This is a genomic window from Acidovorax sp. SUPP3434, assembly GCF_030159015.1.
GTDB lineage: Bacteria > Pseudomonadota > Gammaproteobacteria > Burkholderiales > Burkholderiaceae_C > Paracidovorax.
Genome location: NZ_BQXL01000001.1, coordinates 793968 through 810937 on the forward strand (window position 1 = coordinate 793968; position 16970 = coordinate 810937).

Annotated in this window: 16 protein-coding genes; 8 read left to right on the forward strand and 8 right to left on the reverse strand. The window is 68.8% G+C overall.

Annotated features, from left to right (window positions below; genetic code table 11):
- The first annotated feature begins 28 nt into the window (after positions 1 to 28).
- The 3 genes from AVKW3434_RS03520 to AVKW3434_RS03530 are packed head-to-tail and all read left to right on the forward strand — an operon-like array spanning position 29 to position 2499.
- On the forward strand, positions 29 to 811 hold the full coding sequence (locus tag AVKW3434_RS03520; protein WP_372588176.1) for a GGDEF domain-containing protein: 783 nt from the start codon (positions 29 to 31) through the stop codon (positions 809 to 811).
- 10 nt (positions 812 to 821) lie between these two features.
- A complete protein-coding gene (locus AVKW3434_RS03525) occupies positions 822 to 1673 on the forward strand; it encodes a MinD/ParA family protein (protein WP_272569360.1) in 852 nt (283 codons plus the stop codon).
- Between the two features lie 43 nt (positions 1674 to 1716).
- Positions 1717 to 2499 (forward strand): sulfurtransferase, encoded by a 783-nt coding sequence (locus AVKW3434_RS03530; RefSeq protein ID WP_284404428.1) that lies wholly within the window; start codon positions 1717 to 1719, stop codon positions 2497 to 2499.
- Positions 2500 to 2554: 55 nt separating this feature from the next.
- Here AVKW3434_RS03530 and AVKW3434_RS03535 read toward each other — a convergent pair whose 3' ends face one another.
- From AVKW3434_RS03535 to AVKW3434_RS03550, 4 genes are all read right to left on the reverse strand, one after another.
- On the reverse strand, positions 2555 to 3439 hold the full coding sequence (locus AVKW3434_RS03535) for a pirin family protein (RefSeq protein ID WP_284404432.1): 885 nt from the start codon (positions 3437 to 3439) through the stop codon (positions 2555 to 2557).
- Positions 3436 to 3843, reverse strand: a complete 408-nt coding sequence (locus AVKW3434_RS03540; protein WP_272569354.1) for an OsmC family protein — start codon at positions 3841 to 3843, stop codon at positions 3436 to 3438. The genes AVKW3434_RS03535 and AVKW3434_RS03540 overlap by 4 nt, the downstream gene beginning before the upstream one ends.
- Positions 3844 to 3894: 51 nt before the next feature.
- A complete protein-coding gene (locus AVKW3434_RS03545) occupies positions 3895 to 4449 on the reverse strand; it encodes a flavodoxin family protein (RefSeq protein ID WP_272569353.1) in 555 nt (184 codons plus the stop codon).
- Positions 4450 to 4531: 82 nt separating this feature from the next.
- A complete protein-coding gene (locus tag AVKW3434_RS03550) occupies positions 4532 to 5233 on the reverse strand; it encodes a pirin family protein (protein WP_272569352.1) in 702 nt (233 codons plus the stop codon).
- Between the two features lie 110 nt (positions 5234 to 5343).
- Between AVKW3434_RS03550 and AVKW3434_RS03555 the strand changes: the two genes are divergently transcribed.
- The 5 genes from AVKW3434_RS03555 (at position 5344) to AVKW3434_RS03575 (ending at position 10334) form a co-directional block, all read left to right on the forward strand.
- Entirely contained in the window at positions 5344 to 6282 is a 939-nt protein-coding gene (locus AVKW3434_RS03555; protein ID WP_284404435.1) for a LysR family transcriptional regulator, read from the forward strand.
- Positions 6283 to 6370: 88 nt separating this feature from the next.
- Positions 6371 to 7516 carry an NAD(P)/FAD-dependent oxidoreductase gene (locus tag AVKW3434_RS03560; protein ID WP_284404436.1) on the forward strand — a complete coding sequence of 382 codons (1146 nt, stop codon included), beginning with the start codon at positions 6371 to 6373 and terminating at the stop codon, positions 7514 to 7516.
- Positions 7513 to 8496: a tRNA glutamyl-Q(34) synthetase GluQRS gene (gene gluQRS, locus AVKW3434_RS03565; RefSeq protein ID WP_284404438.1), complete on the forward strand. Its 984-nt coding sequence runs from the start codon at positions 7513 to 7515 to the stop codon at positions 8494 to 8496. The genes AVKW3434_RS03560 and gluQRS overlap by 4 nt, the downstream gene beginning before the upstream one ends.
- A complete protein-coding gene (trmB, locus tag AVKW3434_RS03570; RefSeq protein WP_284404441.1) occupies positions 8466 to 9260 on the forward strand; it encodes a tRNA (guanosine(46)-N7)-methyltransferase TrmB in 795 nt (264 codons plus the stop codon). Before gluQRS ends, trmB begins: the two co-directional genes overlap by 31 nt.
- 27 nt (positions 9261 to 9287) lie before the next feature.
- Positions 9288 to 10334 carry a GGDEF domain-containing protein gene (locus AVKW3434_RS03575; RefSeq protein ID WP_284404443.1) on the forward strand — a complete coding sequence of 349 codons (1047 nt, stop codon included), beginning with the start codon at positions 9288 to 9290 and terminating at the stop codon, positions 10332 to 10334.
- A 73-nt stretch (positions 10335 to 10407) separates the two neighbouring features.
- Here AVKW3434_RS03575 and alaS read toward each other — a convergent pair whose 3' ends face one another.
- From alaS to AVKW3434_RS03595, 4 genes are all read right to left on the reverse strand, one after another.
- Positions 10408 to 13035, reverse strand: coding sequence for an alanine--tRNA ligase (gene alaS / locus AVKW3434_RS03580; RefSeq protein WP_284404445.1), 2628 nt, complete (start codon positions 13033 to 13035; stop codon positions 10408 to 10410).
- 214 nt (positions 13036 to 13249) lie between these two features.
- Entirely contained in the window at positions 13250 to 14374 is a 1125-nt protein-coding gene (locus tag AVKW3434_RS03585) for an ROK family protein (RefSeq protein ID WP_284404447.1), read from the reverse strand.
- Positions 14375 to 14590: 216 nt separating this feature from the next.
- A complete protein-coding gene (locus tag AVKW3434_RS03590) occupies positions 14591 to 15781 on the reverse strand; it encodes a YeeE/YedE family protein (RefSeq protein WP_284404450.1) in 1191 nt (396 codons plus the stop codon).
- A gap of 84 nt (positions 15782 to 15865) precedes the next feature.
- Complete coding sequence (locus AVKW3434_RS03595) at positions 15866 to 16837, reverse strand: sulfurtransferase (protein WP_272569341.1); 972 nt, start codon at positions 16835 to 16837, stop codon at positions 15866 to 15868.
- Positions 16838 to 16970: the final 133 nt, after the last annotated feature.

Consider the following 16970-nt stretch of genomic DNA (forward strand, 5'->3'; position numbering starts at 1 on the left):
CCCCGCTGCTACACTCGGTACATACTGTTTGTTGCATTTTGTGACTGAATCTGCGACCCCTCAATTCGTGAACCTGCGCGACCTGCGCCTGACGACAGCGCATGCGTTGGTTGCACAGGCCGCGGGCTCAGAAGCTGCTTTGCCCTCCGACACGCCGCTGCACTACCTGCAGGGCTTGATCGATGGCCTGTGCGAGCTGTCGCTCAAGGATCCCCTCACCGGGCTGGCCAACCGGCGCCACTTCCGCACCGTGCTGGAGCGCGAGATCGACCGCGTCACCCGGGCGGGCGAGGCGGCGCTGCTGCTCATGCTCGACATCGACAATTTCAAGCGGGTGAATGACACCTACGGCCATCTGGCCGGAGACATCGTGCTGCAGTCGGTGGCACGCACCCTGAACGGCTGCGTGCGCCCCATGGACACCCTGGCCCGGTACGGCGGCGAAGAGTTCGCCGTGGTGCTGCCGGCCTGCCAGGCGGGCTTCGGCCGCGTGGTGGCGGAACGCATCCGCCGCGCGATCGAGCGCACGCCGGTGCGCATCTCGCCCTCCGTCGATCTCAACGTCACTGTCAGCATCGGCGGGGCTTTCGCCCTGCAATGGATCCGCAGCACGACGCTCCTGTGGAGCGAGCGTGCCGACAGCCAGCTCTATAAAGCCAAGATGGCCGGCCGCAACCGCGTCAGCATCGAAGAACAGCCGGACAGCACCGTCAGTGCCGAAGAGAAGAGCCTGCTCTTCGGCCCGCTATACACTCCGTCGGGATGGGGCGATCTGCCACCGCCCATGGATTCCACAGGCAGCGCCTATTGAAAGCCCAGAGATGACCGACGCGCTGTCCCCGCAACCCACCACACCCGCCGGCCCCAACATGCCTGCGCGCACCGCTAGCCCGCCGCCTGGCGCCCGCATCATCGCCATCACGAGCGGCAAGGGCGGCGTGGGCAAGACTTTCGTTTCCGCCAACCTGGCGGCCGCCCTCACCCGCCGTGGCCACCGCGTGCTCGTGCTCGATGCCGACCTGGGCCTGGCCAACCTCGACGTGGTGCTGAACCTGCACCCCAAGGTGACGCTGCACGACGTGTTCACCGGCAAGGCCGACCTGGACGATGCCGTGATCGACGCGCCCGGCGGCTTTTCGGTCGTGCTGGCCGGCTCCGGCATGGTCGAGTACTCGCGCCTCACCCCCGAAGTGCGCAGCGAATTTTTGAACGTGATTCAGACCCTGGCACCGCGCTTCGACGTGATCCTGCTGGACACCGGCGCGGGCATCTCCGACGTGGTGCTGTTCTCGGTGTCGCTCGCGTCCGAGGTGCTGATCGTCGCCACGCCCGAGCCCACTTCCCTCACCGACGCCTACGCCGCGATCAAGGTGCTGGCCACGCAGCAAAAGCGCCAGCACGTGCGCATGGTGGTCAACCAGGCCGCGCGCCCCGGCGACGGCCGCGCCATCACAAGCCAGTTGCAGCAGGTGCTGGACCGCTTCGTGAGCACCGAATCGGGCCGCTCCATGCGCTTGCTGCACATGGGCGACATCCCGGCCGACACGTCGGTGCGCGATGCCGTCATGCGGCGCCAGCTGCTGCTGATGCAGATGCCCGGCTGCCCCGCGGCGCTGGCCATTGCCCAGCTGGCCAACAAGATCGACACTGCGCTGCTCACCCCCGCCAGTTAGCCGAACGCCGGGGCCACGCCGTTGGCCGTCCGGCCCGCCTGCCATGCCCGAGTCCACCGTGAACGACGTTCTCAATATCTCCTGCTACCTGTTCGTGCCCCTGCCGGACGCGGCCGAGCTGCGCGACGTGCTGCATGCGCGGGCCGAGGCGGCCCACCTCAAGGGCACCATCCTGCTGGCCGAAGAAGGCATCAACCTGTTCCTGGCCGGGCCGTCGACGGCGGTGCGCGGCTTCATCGATGCGTTGAAGACGGACGAACGCTTCGAACCCCTGGCCCCCAAGGAAAGCTGGTCGGCCAAGCAGCCGTTTCGCAAGATGCTGGTGAAGGTCAAGCGCGAGATCATCCGCATGGACCACCCCACCATCCGCCCGTCGAACGGCCGGGCGCCCGCGGTGGACGCACCCACCCTGCGCCGATGGCTGGCGCAGGGGCACGACGACGCGGGCCGGCCGGTGGTGACGCTGGACACGCGCAATGCCTTCGAGGTGGACCAGGGCACGTTCGACAACGCCATCGACTGGCGCATCGACAAGTTCACCGAGTTTCCGCCGGCGCTGCGCGAGCACAAGGCCGAGTTCGCGGGCAAGACGGTGGTGAGCTTCTGCACGGGCGGCATCCGCTGCGAAAAGGCCGCCATCCTGATGCGCGAGGAAGGCATCGAGAACGTCTACCAGCTCGAAGGCGGCATCCTCAAGTACTTCGAGGAAACCGACGGGGCGCACTACCACGGCGGCTGCTTCGTGTTCGACGAGCGCCGGGTGCTGGCGAACGACCTGTCGACGCAGCCGGAATCAGCCGCAGAGCCCGCCGCTATCAAAATGTGAGCTGCCGGGGCATGATTTTCTAGGGCATCGGGCTGTTTTGGTCCGATTTTTCAGTTCAAGGCTTGAAGCGCCGCTCCGGCAGCGGAATCCATTCGGTCTCGCCGGGCACGTGGCCCATGCGCTGGGCGTCCCAGTCGTCGGCGGCCTGCACGATGCGGTCCTTGCGGCTCGACACGAAATTCCACCAGATGTGGCGCGGGGCATCCAGCGCGTCGCCGCCGATCACCATCAGCCGCACCGCCCGGTCCGGCGCGCGCAGCGCGGCGCCGGCGCCCGTCTCCAGCACGGCCAGCGTGTGAGCCGCGAACGGCTCTCCGTCGAGCAGCAGGTCGCCGTCCACCGCATAGATCGCCATTTCCTGCGCCAGGGGCGGCAGGGTCAGCGCACCGCCAGCGGCCAATTGCACGTCGAGGTACAGCGTGGGCGACAGCGTCGCCACGGGCGAGGCGTGGCCGAACGCCCGGCCGATCAGCACGCGCACCGTGGCGCCCTCGTGCGACAGCTCGGGAATGTCGGCGGCCGGCGTGTGCACGAAGCTGGGTGCGTCGTCCTCGCTGGCCATCGGCAGCGCCGCCCACAGCTGGATGCCATGGTTCACGTAGCTGCGGTCGCGCAGCGCATCGGGCCGCCGCTCGGAATGCACGATGCCGCGCCCCGCGGTCATCCAGTTGATGGCACCGGGTTCGATCTGCTGCAGCGAGCCCAGGCTGTCCCGGTGCACGATGGCACCGTCGAACAGGTAGGTGACGGTGGCCAGGCCGATGTGCGGGTGAGGCCGCACGTCGTATTCGGACGCCGGCTCCACGGTCACCGGCCCGAAATGGTCGAAGAAGACGAAGGGCCCGACCGAGCGGCGCTGCAGCGATGGCAGGAGCCGGCGCACGGTGAATCCGCCGCCCAGGTCCTTGTCGTGCCCCTTCAGGATGGCCGGCCCGCTCATGGCATGCGCTCCACGGCGGTGGTGATCTCGGTGGTGACGCTGGTCATCAGCTTGTGCACCGGGCACTTGGCGGCCACGGCCTCCAGCTCCGCGATCTGGGCGTCGGTGAGATCGCCGCTCACCTGCAGGCGGGCGGCCAGGCGGTAGGTGCCGCTGCGCTCGGCCGAGGCGTCGCGGTCGATCACCGTGCGCACGTCGTCCACCGCCATGCCCTTGCGGCGCGCGTACCACAGCACGGTGAGCGCCTTGCACGCGCCGAGCGCGGCGTCGTACAGGTCGTGCGGATTGGGGCCGGTGTCATCGCCGTCCTCGGCCACGGTGCCGTCCACGACAAGGCGATGCCCGCGAACCGTCAGGGTCTGCGCCAGCGGTGCGCCGGCAATGCGCCGCAATTCGAGGGTCATGGGAAGGTTCCGGTGAGGGGAGGGATCGAGGGGGATGGGCCGGCCAATCTATCAGCCGTGCAGGCGGCGCGCAATCTCCGCCACGCGTGCGCCGTACGACCGGCCCGTGTCCAGGTCGCCCTGGAGCATTTCCTGCACACTGGCGTCGGAGGGCGACTGGGCCAGCACGCCGACCGAGCCGCCCAGGTTGTTCAGGTCGTTGCGGGTGGCGGCCTTGGAGTTGCTGGGCAGCAGGCCCAGGCTCACCCAGATGCCGCCGTGCTGCGACGCCAGGGTGTGCAGGTAGGCCAGCGTGCCCTGCTTGTCGCCGTTCAGGCTGGCGCTGTTGGTGAAGCCGCCGAACACCTTGTCCTGCCAGCTGCGGCCGAACCAGGCCTTGGAGGAGGCATCGGCGAATTTCTTGAACTGCCAGCTCGGGCCGCCCATGTACGTGGGCGTGCCGAACAGGATGCCATCGGCCGCCTGCAGGGTGTCCCAGCCGCCTTCGGGCAGGTTGCCATCGGCATCGATGGCAACGAGCTGCGCGTTCGCGCCTTCGGCCACGGCCTGGGCCAGGCGCTGCGTGTGGCCATAGCCGGAATGAAAGACCACTGCGATTTTTGCCATAAATGAACTCCTCGAACGGGTGGTTGGGTGAAGAAAAAAGAGAGGGGACAGGGAGAGAAGGAAAACGAGAGTCGGCCGATTCTCAGGCCGCCAGGTCGAACACCAGCACTTCCGCCTGCGTGCCCTGCCCGAACGCCAGCAGGGGCTCGTGCTCTGCGAAGGCCGCATCGCCGGCCGCCAGGGCAAGCCCGTTGACCTGCAGCGCCCCGCGCACCAATTGCACGTAGCCCTTGCGGCCAGGTGGCAGCGCCAGCGTGGCGGCCTCTGCCCCATCGAACAGGCCGGCGTACAGCCGGGCATCCGCGTGGACGGTGAGCGAGCCGCACGCGCCATCGGGCGAGGCCAGCAGTCGGAGCACTCCGCGCTTGTCCGCATCGGCGAAGGTCTTTTGCTCGTATTCAGGGGCGATGCCGCGGGCATCGGGCTCCAGCCAGATCTGCAGGAAATGGGTGGAGCGCCCGGGGGCATGGTTGAACTCGCTGTGCGTCACCCCGGTGCCGGCGCTCATGCGCTGCACGTCGCCCTGGGGAATGCCCCGCACGTTGCCCAGGCTGTCCTTGTGCGCCAGTTCGCCGCACAGCACGTAGCTCAGGATTTCCATGTCGCGGTGGCCGTGGGTGCCGAAGCCGGTGCCCGGTGCGATGCGGTCTTCGTTGACGACGCGCAGGCTGCCGTAGCCCATGTAGCGGGGGTCGTAGTAGCCGGCGAACGAAAAGCTGTGGTACGACTGCAGCCAGCCATGGTCGGCATGGCCCCGGTCTTGGGATTTTCGGACGGTCAGCATGGGCGGCGGGTGTTCATTCGGTGCAGCGACTTTAGAAGCAGGGTGCGGCTTGCAAGCCCAAGCGGATTGAAGGCATCATTCAAAATCTTTGAAGCTCAGCCGCACCCACCATGCAAAACGCCCGCGACGCCCTGACCCCCGACAGCCTGGCCATGCTGCAGGTCATAGCGGACACCGGCAGCTTCGCCGCGGCGGCGCGGCGGCTGGGACTGGTGCCCAGCGCCCTCACCTACCGCGTGCGCCAGATCGAGGACGCGCTCGACGTGCTGCTGTTCGACCGCAGCGCGCGGCAGGCGCGCCCGACGGAGGCCGGCACCGAACTGCTGCGCGAAGGCGCGCGGCTGCTCGAAGAAGTGGACGCGGTGGCGCACCGCGTTCGCCGCGTCGCCACGGGCTGGGAGCCGCAGTTGACCATCAGCGTGGACGGCATCATCTCGCCCACCACCCTGCTGGAGCTGACCGAGGCGTTCTACGCCATGGAGCCCCCCACGCGGCTCAAGCTGCGCACCGGCATCCTGTCGGGCACGCTGGAGATGCTGACCTCGGGCCGGGCCGACCTGGCCATCGGCGTGGCGGTCAACGCCTCCACCGTCTCCGGCCTGCAGCAGGAGACGATGGGAGAGGTGGAGTTTCTCTACGCCATCGCCCCCCACCACCCGCTGGCCGATGCGCAGGAGCCCATCACCGACACCGTGCTGCGCATGCACCGCGCCGTCGCCGTGGCCGATTCCGCGCAGCGCGGCAGCGTCACCATGGGCCTGCTCGGGGGGCAGGATGTCTTCACCGTGGACAGCATGCAGGCCAAGCTGCAGGCGCAACTGCGCGGCCTGGGCGGCGGGTTCATTCCGGAGCCCATGGCCCGGCCCTACCTGGAGGCGGGGCGCCTCGTGACACGGCGGGTGGCCCGCGCACGGCGCAATGTGCAGTTGCACTACGCCTGGGGCGGGCCCGGCCACAGCGCGCCGGGCCGGGCGCTGCAGTGGTGGCTGTCCCAACTGCAAAGCCCCGCCACGCGCAAGGCACTGCTCGAAAACCATCATCATTTCTAGCGCACGAAGCCACGCGGCCAAGGGCCGCGCGTGTAGAGTGGGCCTTGTTTCACTGCTCCTGAACTTCGCTTCCGAAAGGCCCGGCCCCATGCCCCCAGCACCTGCCCAACGATCCAAGCAACGGCTGCGACGCAGCCCCTCCACGGAGACCCCGGCCCCATCCCCCGAGCCTTCGGCACCGGCCCGCCGCTTCGCCGTCATCGGTGCCGGCATGGCGGGCATCGTGTGCGCCCGCACGCTGGTCCAGGCAGGCCATGAGGTCACGGTGTTCGAGAAGGCCCCCCATGCCGGTGGACGCACCACCACGCTGGACACGGCCTTCGGCAGCTTCGATGCCGGCGCGCAGTATTTCACCGTGCGCGACTCGCGCTTCGAACGGGCCCTGGAAACCGTGCCCGGCCTGTGCCGGCCCTGGAGCGCCAACACCGTGCGCGTGCTCGATGCGGCAGGCCGCGTGGCCGCCGCGGCGCCACCGCCGGGCGAGCCCCACTGGGTCGCCAGCCCTGGCATGCAATCGCTGGTGGATGCCTGGTCGCGGCCGCTGTCGCAGGCCGGCCGCCTGCTCACCGGCTGCCGCGTGACCCGCATCGAACGCGACCCCATGGACGGCAAGCGCTGGCAACTGCGCACCGAGTCGCCCGATGGCGCGGCGCAGGTGCATGCGGGGTTCGACGTGGTGCTGCTCGCGCAGCCCTCCGTGCCGGCGCTGGCGCTGCTGCAGGCCTCCGGCACCGCGTCGGGCACGACCGTCGCGCCATCGCTGCACGCACCGCTGGCCCAGGTCACCATCGCCCCCTGCTGGACGCTCATGCTGGCGTTTCCCCAGGCGGTGCGGCCGGGCCTCACCACGCTGGGGCCGCAGTGGAACGCGGCGCGCAGCACCCACCACCGCATCGCCTGGCTGGCGCGCGAGTCTTCCAAGCCCGGGCGCGGCCCGGTGGAGCGCTGGACCGTGCAGGCCAGCCCCGCGTGGTCGAGGGAGCACCTGGAGGACGGCGAAGCCCGGGTGCAGGCCAAGCTCACCAAAGCGTTCTCCGAGGTGACCGGCATCCGCGCCGAACCCGCGCACGCCGAGGTCTGCCGCTGGCGCTATGCGCAAACGCTCGCGCCGCTGGGCCGCTCGCACCTGTGGGACGCCAAGGCCGGCATCGGCCTGTGCGGCGACTGGTGCCTGGGCCATCGCCTGGAAGACGCCTTCGTCTCCGGACTGGAACTCGCTCTCGCGGTGGCATGACGCTGGACGCCCTCTCCCGCTACATCGGCCGTTTCGCGCCGTCGCCCACGGGCCCGCTGCATGCGGGCTCGCTGGTGGCGGCGCTGGCCAGTTGGCTGGACGCGCGTTCGGCGCACGGGGGGCGCGGCGGGCAATGGCTGGTGCGCATCGAAGACGTCGACACCCCGCGCTGCGCGCCTGGGGCCGACGCCATCATCCTGTCCCAGCTGGCCGATTGCGGCCTGCTGCCGGATGGCCCGGTGATGCGGCAATCGGAGCGTGGCCTGCCGTACCAGCAAGCGCTGGACCGCCTGCTCGCCCAGGGACGGGCCTACCCCTGCGCCTGTTCGCGCAGCGACATCGAGCAAGCCCATGCCCGGCTCGGCCATGTGCGCCAACCCCATGTGGAGCTGCCCTACCCCGGCACCTGCCGTGGGGGGCTGCAGGGTCGGCCGGCGCGGTCCTGGCGGTTCCGCTCATCGGAAATTCAGAAAAAATTACCTGCCCGTCCAGGGCCGTGCGAGCGCGATGCCGGGCCTTCGGTCTCGCGCGACGGCGTGGTCTGGGAAGACCGCCGGCTGGGCGTGCAATCGCAGGACGTGGCGAGCGCGGTGGGCGACTTCGTGCTGCGCCGCGCCGATGGGCTTTGGGCCTACCAGCTCGCCGTGGTGGTGGACGATGCCGACCAGGGCGTCACCCACGTGGTGCGGGGTGAAGACCTCGCCGACAACACGCCGAGACAGATCCTGCTGCAGCACGCCCTCGGCCTGGCCACGCCGCGCTACCTGCACACGCCGCTGGTGTATGCGCCCGACGGCGCCAAGCTCTCCAAACAGCACGGCGCGCCGCCGGTGGACACGCGCGAACCCGTCAAGGCGCTGGCCGCCGCCGCGCACCAGCTCGGCCTGCCGCCGCTGGTGCGGCCAAACGACACCCCGGTCGGCCATGCGCTGGAGCTCTGGGCGCGGGCATGGTCCGGAATCTACAATCGCTCACCGTGACAGAAACGCAATTGCCCCTGGCCGATGCCGGCCCGACGAATCCCCCCGAGCAGCGCCCTGCGCGCGCGGGCGGCGGTGCCCCCGCCGACGTCCCCTATCCCAAGACCATCAAGAGCTATGTGCGCCGCGCAGGCCGCACCACCACCGGCCAGGCCAAGGCCTTTGAAGAGCTGGGCCCGCGCTTCGTGCTGGACTACGCGCCCCAACCCATCGACGCACCCGCCGTGTTCGGCCGCACCGCCCCGCTGGTGCTGGAGATCGGGTTCGGCATGGGCGAGGCCACCGCGCACATCGCCGGCGTGCGCCCGCAGGACAACTTCCTGTGCTGCGAGGTGCACGAGCCCGGCGTGGGCGCGCTGCTCAAACGCATCGGCGAGCAGGGCCTGACCAACATCCGCATCCTGCAGCACGACGCGGTCGAGGTGATCGACCACATGGTGCCGCCCGGCACGCTGGATGGGATCCACATCTTCTTTCCCGATCCGTGGCACAAGAAAAAGCACAACAAGCGCCGCCTGATCCAGCCGCCGCTGGTGGCCAAGCTGGCGGCCCGGCTCAAGCCGGGCGGCTACCTGCATTGCGCGACGGACTGGCAGCCGTACGCCGAACAGATGCTGGAGGTGCTGTCGGCCGAGCCCCAATTGGCCAATACCGCTGACGGCTACGCGCCGCAGCCCGACTACCGCCCCCTCACCAAGTTCGAAAACCGTGGCCTGCGCCTGGGGCACGGCGTATGGGACGTGGTGTTCGTGCGCCGAAGTTGACCGCATGACTGCAGAATCGACGCATCCATGAAGCCCATTCTCGACAACCTGGTCGAAATGACCGGCCACCGCGACCATCTTCGGCTGGAGGTGTCGGTGCTCTCCACGCTGCAGAAGCTGCCCGCGATCAAGGCAGTGCGTGCGCTCGAAATCTTCAAGGACGATGGCGTTCCTTACGTGCGGCCGCGCACCTGGTGCGATCAGGGCCAGATGGTGTCGACCAACTCCGAAGCCGCGGCCGATTCCCGCCGCGAGCCCCTCACCCAATACGCCGCGCTGCACGAATGCATCTTGCAGAAGGAGCGGCGCGCGTTGCATTCGCTGCGCAAGGGCGAGCACACGCTGTGGATGCCGGTGTGGATGCACGACGAGGTGCACGCCTGCATCGAAGTGACGCAGTCTCGGCCGTTCTCGGTGCACAAGCTGGACGTGATCCAGAGCGTCTTCTATGTCTACCAGAACTACCAGAGCCTGCTGGACTATAGCGAGCGCGATGCGCTCACGGGGCTGTTCAACCGCAAGACCTTCGACGAGCAGTTCGCGCGCCGCGCAGGCGTGTCCGGCAGCGTGCGCATCGCGGCCGACGAGATGCTCGCGGACGGAGACGGTTCCGACGCGAGCGAGCCGCTGCAGCAGTGGCTGGCGGTGGTGGACATCGACCATTTCAAGCAGGTCAACGACCGCTTCGGCCACCTGTATGGCGATGAGGTGCTGATCCTGATCGCCAACATCCTGCGCTCGTCCTTCCGCAGCCACGACCGCATCTTCCGCTTCGGGGGCGAGGAGTTCGTGGTCCTGCTGCGCTCGACCACGCTGTCGACCGCGCACAAGGTGTTCAACCGCTTCCGCCTGGCGGTGCAGGAGTACAACTTTCCGCAGGTGGGCCGGGTCACCGTCAGCCTGGGCTTCGTGTGCACCGACCGCGGTGCGCCGGTCGAAATCCTGGGCCAGGCCGACCAGGCCCTCTACTTCGCCAAGGAAAACGGCCGCAACCGGGTGTGCTACTACGACGAACTGATCGACCAGGGCCACCTGCACACCAAGGTGTCCAACGACGACGTCGAACTGTTCTGACCGGCCGCCCCTGCGGCTGCCCAAACAACAAAGGCCCGCGATGCGGGCCTTTGTTTTTGCGGCGCCCTGAAAATCAGAGGCGTTCGACCACCCAGCCTTGCACGGACGCCAGCGCCGCGGGCAACGCGGACGCATCGGTGCCACCGGCCATGGCCATGTCGGGCTTGCCGCCGCCCTTGCCGCCGACCTGTTGGGCCACGAAGTTGACCAGCTCGCCGGCCTTGACCTTGCCCACGCTGTCGGCGGTCACGCCGGCCGCCAACTGCACCTTGTCGCCATCGACGGCCGCCAGCACGATCACGGCGGACTTGAGCTTGTCCTTGAGCTTGTCCATGGTGTCGCGCAGGGTCTTGGCATCCGCGCCGGGCAGCTGGGCCGCCAGCAGCTTCACGCCCTTGATGTCCACCGCCTGGGCGAGCATCTCGTCGCCCTGCGCCGAAGCGAGCTTGCCCTTGAGTGCGGCCACTTCGCGCTCCAGCCCCTTCACTTGGTCCAGCGTCTGGCCGATGCGGCCGTTCAGCTCGGCCACCGGTGCCTTCAGCACGCTGGCCGCACGGGTCACGGTGTCTTCGAGCTGCTGCAGATAGGCCAGCGCGTTGCTGCCGGTGACGGCTTCGATCCGCCGCACGCCGGCCGCCACGCCGCCTTCGGCCACGACCTTGAACAGCCCGATGTCGCCGGTGCGCGCCACGTGCGTGCCGCCGCACAGCTCGCGGCTCGTGCCGATGTCCAGCACCCGCACGCTTTCGCCGTACTTCTCGCCGAACAGCATCATGGCGCCGGTCTTCTGGGCCGACTCGATGTCCATCACGCGGGCGCCGGTGGCAGTGTTGGCCAGGATTTCCTCGTTCACGCGGCGCTCGATCTCGCGGATCTGCGCATCGGTCACCGGGGCATTGTGGGCAAAGTCGAAGCGCGTGCGCTCGGCGTTCACCAGCGAACCCTTTTGCTGCACATGGCTGCCCAGCACTTCGCGCAGGGCCTTGTGCATCAAATGGGTGACGGAGTGGTTGCGCATGGTGGCCGCGCGCAGGGCCGTGTCCACCTCGGCATGGACCGTGTCGCCCACGTTGAGGGTGCCGGCTTCCAGGCTGCCGTGGTGGCCGAACACATCGGCCTTGATCTTGAGCGTATCGGCCACCGCGAAGCGGGCCGAGCCGCTGGTGATGACGCCCTGGTCGCCCACCTGGCCACCGCTTTCGGCATAGAACGGCGTGGTGTCGAGCACCACGACGCCCTCTTGCCCGGCGCGCAGCGCGGCAACGCCGACGCCGTCCACATAGATGGCAGTGATCTTGGCGGTCTTCTCGGCCAGTTGCTCGTAGCCTGTGAAGCGGTTGACGTCGCCGGTGTACTCCAGCGCCTTGTCCATCTTGAACTTGCCGGCCGCACGGGCCTGGGCCTTTTGCTTGTTCATGGCTTCGGCGAAACCGGCCTCGTCCACGGTCACGCCGCGCTCGCGGCACACGTCGGCCGACAGGTCGAGCGGAAAGCCGTAGGTGTCGTGCAGCTTGAAGGCCACTTCGCCGGGCAGCACCTTCGCGCCGCCGGCCAGGGCGGCGTCCAGGATCTCCATGCCGTTGGCCAGCGTCTCGAAGAAGCGTTCCTCTTCGGTCTTGAGCACATCGGTGATGCGCTGCTCCTGCTCGCGCAGCTTGGGGTAGGCGTCGCCCATCTGCTGCGCCAGGTCCTTGACGAGCTTGTGGAAGAACGGCGTCTTCTGGCCCAGCTTGTAGCCATGGCGGATGGCGCGGCGCACGATGCGGCGCTCGACGTAGCCGCGGCCCTCGTTGCTCGGCAGCACGCCGTCCACGATGAGAAACGAGGTCGCGCGGATGTGGTCGGCGATCACCTTGAGCGACGGGTTGGACAGATCGGCCGTGTGCGTCTCACGGCCCGCGGCCTTGATGAGCGCATCGAACAGGTCGATCTGGTAGTTGCTGTGCACGTGCTGCAGGATGGCGGCCAGGCGCTCCAGGCCCATGCCCGTGTCCACGCACGGTGCGGGCAGCGGCTTGACGGAGCCGTCCTCGGCCATGTCGAACTGCATGAACACGTTGTTCCAGATCTCGATGAAGCGGTCGCCGTCCTCGTCGGGGCTGCCGGGGGGGCCGCCGGGGATCTCGGGGCCGTGGTCGTAGAAGATTTCGCTGCAGGGGCCGCAGGGGCCCGTGTCGGCCATCATCCAGAAATTGTCGGACTTGTAGCGGCCGCCCTTGTTGTCGCCGATGCGGATCACGCGCTCGGGCGGCAGGCCGATTTCCTTCGTCCAGATGTCATAGGCCTCGTCGTCCTCTTCGTAGACGGTGGCCAGCAGGCGTTCGGCCGGCAGCTGATAGACCTCGGTGAGCAGCTCCCAGGCCCACTTCAGCGATTCGCGCTTGAAATAGTCGCCAAAGCTCCAGTTGCCCAGCATTTCGAAGAACGTGTGGTGGCGGGCCGTGTAGCCCACGTTCTCCAGGTCGTTGTGCTTGCCGCCCGCGCGCAGGCAGGCCTGGACGGAGGTCGCGCGCTGGTAGGGACGCTTGTCGGTGCCCAGGAACACATCCTTGAACTGCACCATGCCCGAGTTCGTGAACATCAGCGTCGGGTCGTTGCCCGGCACGAGCGGGCTCGACGGAACGATGGTGTGGCCCTTCGACGCGAAGAAGTCGAGGAAAGTCTTGCGGATGTCTGCGACGCTGGAAGTGGGCTGGCTCATCTTGGAATCTGGTGGGGTGCCGAGGTGCCTCAACGCATGTGAGGCCCATGAAGGCCCGGCGAGGGCTGGGGACGTCGATTATAGGTTTCGGGGCATGCCGGAGCGCGGCCCGCCCTATTGGGCAGCGCGGCGCCCGTCCCAAGGCGACGCGGATCGGACCCGTCCTGTCCTGCGGGCCTTCCGCGCCCGGCCCCGCCAGGCGCGGGCCTGCGGCTCAGCCGTCCGCGCGGTTCGTGTAGCTGGCGTTGCCCAGGCCCGTGCCCACGGTGAGCACGGCCCAGCGCTTCACGTCGGTGGTGAAGGGCAGCTCCGACAGGCCCTGCACCACCGCATCGTTGTGCAGGCAGACCTGCGTGCGGCCCTGGCCGATGTAGGGCAGACGCTCGCACAGGTCGCGCGGCAGGTGAAAGCGGATGCTCTCCCAGTTGCCCGGCAGGTTCTGCGTGCCGCCCGCCAGCGACCCGTCTTCGCAGACCAGTCCCGGGCAGGCCACGCCGACGTAGGGCGCTAGGCGGATGTTTTCCTTCTCGGCATGGGCCACCAGGTCTTCCAGCATTTCCGCGATGCCTTCGACCAGTTCGTCGCGCTTGGGAGCATCATCCGCATGGCCCCACTTCTCGCGGATCAGCACCTCGGCCTTGGACATGTCGGGCGCGCTGTGCAGGTGGGTCTGCACGATGCCGCAGCGCACGTTGGTGCCGCCGATGTCCACGGCCAGGATGGCGTCGTAGCTCTGCAGCAGTGCCGGCGGCGCCAGGTGCACCCAGCCGATCAGGCCACCCTCGTCCGCGTGGTGGTGCAGGGTGCGCAGCTCGATGGGCGTCTTTTCCTTTTTGAGAATTTCGGCGGCACGGGCGATGGCCCTCTCGCCCACTTCGCTCTGGTGAAAGCCCCCGCCGATGATCACGCGCTTCACGCCGCGCCACGTCTTGTGCTTGAGAAAGCACTGCACCACGTGGGACAGCTGCAGCGCGTAGTCCTCCGAGGCGGCCTCGATGGCGCGGGCGGCGGTGCCGTCCTTTTCGAGCAGCTCGTCCAGGCGTTGTTTGCTGATCTCGCGTGTGGGCTTGCTGCCCAGCGGGTCCTTGCCGGCCATGTCGGTGTAGAGCGTGCGCCAGGCATCGAGCATTTCGCGGAAGGCGGTGCGGCTGGCGTTGTCGCCCACAAAGCCATCGCCGTCGCGCAGCTCCAGGCTGTAGCCGTCGATGGTGACCGAGGCCAGGCGCAGGTCGCCGTGCGGTCCCAGCACGCACAGATCGCGCTGCGCCTTGATGTCCTTCTCGCTCACGGCCGGACCGGCGGGTTTGTCTTTTTCTTTCTCTTTGTCTTTGGATGCCATGCGTTCCCTGAATCGGATGCGGGCCCGCGGCGCGGGCGACCCGCCGATGGTGGCTCGACCGGGCCCCGGCCCTCCGTCAGCCAAGACGCCCTTTGTCGTCGGACAGTGCCGCGATGCACACCCGGCCCCACAAGTCACAAAAACGTGATCTGCTACGAATTTAGTAGCAATACAGGCATGAAATCCGCCGGCATCGAGGCCAAAACACTTCAAGCATCAGCGGGCGGCCCGGCCCGCCCGCCAGGCCCGCGCCCTCACCCCGCCCCAGACCGCCACGAACACCGCGGCCCCGAACACCCAGCCCGACAGCGCGCCGGCCATCCCCCCCGACAGCAGGGTACCGACGGTGCATCCCAGCCCGGTCATCGCGCCCCAGCCCAGCAGCACGCCGCCACCCAGGCCCCGCACGGCGTCGCGCCCGTTGGGCCAGCGGGGCGCGAACTGGCCGCTGGCCAGCGCCGCGATGAAAGCGCCCGCGACCAGCCCGCCGATCAGCACCGCGTTGGGCGTGAGCCAGGTCGCCTGCAGGGCCGTGGCGCATCCTGCCAGGCTGTCCAGGCCGTCGAGCCGGTCGGGGATCCACCCCTGCCCCTGCGCCAGCGAGCGGGCCGCGCTGCCCAGCGTCGCCGTGACACCCAGCGGCCGCATGCGCACGATCACGAAGGCACCGATGATCCCCACCGCCAACCCGCCCGCCCAGTACGGCCAGCGGCCCGCCCACAATCGCCGCCATGCCTCGCGCAGGCCGGGCACGCCCGGGGGCGCGGTGGCGGCCCCGGGCGCCTCGCGGGCGAATCCGCGCCACAGCCAGGCGGCGATGGCCGCCAGCACGCCCAGCTGCAGCGCCAGCGCGCCGCCGTAGCCCAGGTGCGCCGGCAGCCACACGACCGGTGCGTCGGCCACGCTGGCGCTGTACAGCGGGTTCCAGGTGCGAAACCCCAGGATGAACCCGCCGGCCGATCCGATCAGGGCGAAAGGCGCGACGGGCGAGCCCTCCGCCAGCCGGTACCAGTGCGCGCTGATGCACGAGCCTGACACCACCATGCCGGCGCCGAACGCCAGGCCCGCGGCCACCAGGGCCAGGCTCACCGGGCCGATGTGCATGTCCGCCGGCAATTGCCCGGCCGTGGGCACCGGCACCCAGCTGCCCAGCACGACGGTGTATCCCACCGTGCCCACGGCCAGCGCCAGGACCAGGGACAGCAGGCCGCGCGGGTTGCCGTCGACGAACCAGTCGCGGGCATGGCAATAAAAGCAAAAGCGCGACCGCTGCAGCACCACGCCCAGCACGGCGCCCACCGCCAATGAGAAAGCCAGAGTGCGTCCGCCCGGCTGGGCCTGCAGCGCCAAGGCGGCAACCCCCACCGCGGCCAGCAGTCCCCATGACAACAGTCCCGCAACGCGCATGGCCAAAACCTCCGGACAAAAAAAAGCCCGCACGCGGCGGGCTTGAAAAGAGACCCCCTACTGACAAACTGTTTTGGCCCGGCGCTACTTGGCGGCCCAGAGGGTGCCGGCCGGGTTGGTGATGGGCACGCCCACGGCGTTGCCGTATTCGGTCCACGAACCGTCGTAGTTGCGCACCTCGTAGCCCAGGATCTTGCTCAGCGCGAACCAGGTGTGGCTGGAGCGCTCGCCGATGCGGCAGTACGTGATGATCGGCTTGCTGCCGTCGATGCCCGCAGCGGCGTAAAGCTTCTTCAATTCTTCGGCCGATTTGAACGTGCCGTCTTCGCGCACCGCCTGGCCCCACGGCACATTGGCCGCGCCGGGAATGTGGCCCGCGCGGACCGACAGCTCGGGCACGCCGGCCGGGGCGAAGACCTTGCCGGTGTATTCGTCCGCCGAGCGGATGTCCACCAGCCGGGCATCGCTGCGCCCTTCGGCCACCGCCAGCGCGTCGGACAGCCGGGCCCGCAGCTGGGTGTTGACGCTGGCGACGCGGTAGGTGGTGGCCACGGGTTCGGGCACCCGGTTGTTCAGCGGCCGGTTCTCGGCCTCCCATTTCTTGCGGCCGCCGTCCAGCAGCTTCACGTCCTTGACGCCGTAGATGTCGAACACCCAGGCGCCCCAGGCAGCGAACCAGTTGCTGGTGTCGCCGTAGAGCACCACCGTGGTGTCCGGCGCCACGCCGGCCTTGGACAGCAGCGCCTCGAATGCCTCCTTGCCCACGATGTCGCGGCGCACCTTGTCGTTCAGGTCGGAATGCCAGGAGAAGTTGACCGCGCCGGGCACGTGGCTGCGCTCGTACAGGCCGGGGTTCACGCTGACCTCGATCACGCGGACCTTGGCGTTGTCCAGGTTCTGCGCCAGCCAGTCGGTGGTGACCAGCGGACCCTGCGGCACCGGCGTGGCCGCGAAGGCGGTGCCGCACAGCGCGATGGCCGCGCCCAATGCCAGGGCATACAGGCCGTCGCGCCATGTCGGGAGGTGGCGTTGAAATCGCAGTGCTGCAGTCGTCATCCCTCGTCCTTTCGCTGGAGTGCCCACTGCGCCGTGCGGTGGGCTTGAAGCGAATCTATCGGGGCCGACGCGCTGGCCCAAGCGACAAGAACGCGTTTGGATATGCGCAAAACGGCAGGCCGGACAGCGAAGG